The 815-nt window shown below is 55.2% G+C and carries 1 protein-coding gene; it reads right to left on the bottom strand.

Going from position 1 to position 815, the window contains the following annotated elements:
- Nucleotides 1–815 (bottom strand): AMP-binding protein (locus AAC147_RS10185; protein WP_047686523.1); only part of this gene is annotated, 815 nt, incomplete at both ends.

Here is an 815-nt window from a genome sequence, read left to right on the forward strand (position 1 = left end):
CCAGATTTTGCGGTGTTAACGTGGAAACTCGTGGGTTGCTGTCCGGTTGATCCGGCAACATCGCCGGATCCAGTACCGTCAAACCGGCCAGTACCTCATCACTCAGTGCAGCTTGCCCGGCCCGGTCTGCCACTACCACGGATGGCGTGCTATCACTCAGGATATAGATCAGACGCTCTGCCGGGTAAGTTATGTCGAGTGGCACATAGGCCCCACCAGCTTTCAGTACCGCCAACAGAGACACTACCATAGCCGGTGAGCGTGTCACACAAATCGCGACCCGTTGCTCCGGCCCGACCCCTAACGCAATCAACTGATGCGCCAGCCGATTCGCTCGGGCATTGAGTTTGGCGTAACTAAGGGTTTGTCCTTGATATTCCAGTGCTGTTGCCTCTGGCGTTTTCTCTGCTTGCTGTTCAAACCATTGATGAATACATAACGCCGCAGGATAAGGGGTCTCCGTCCTGTTCCAGGTGGTTAATAATAAGGTACGCTCTGTTTGCGGCAGAATTTCTAATGCCCGTACCGGGGTCTCCGGGGCTTTTTCCAGCGCCCCCACCAGACTTTCTAATGCCTGCAGCATATAGCCCCATATCCGCTCCGGTTCAAACGGCGGCACCACACTTGCCGTCAAGCCCAGCGCCTCACCAAAATCCTCCACCGACAGCCCAAAGGGGTAGTTGGTGCGTTCCTGGCCGTCTAAAAATTCAATGCCTTCAAATGGTTCATCCGACGACGCTGAGAGACTATTGTGCCGGTAATTGAGCAAAGCGCTAAAGAGCGGCGTACCGCGTGCAACCCCGCTACACTGTTGC

The organism is Xenorhabdus sp. NBAII XenSa04 (assembly GCF_963866145.1).
GTDB classification, from domain to species: domain Bacteria; phylum Pseudomonadota; class Gammaproteobacteria; order Enterobacterales; family Enterobacteriaceae; genus Xenorhabdus; species Xenorhabdus indica.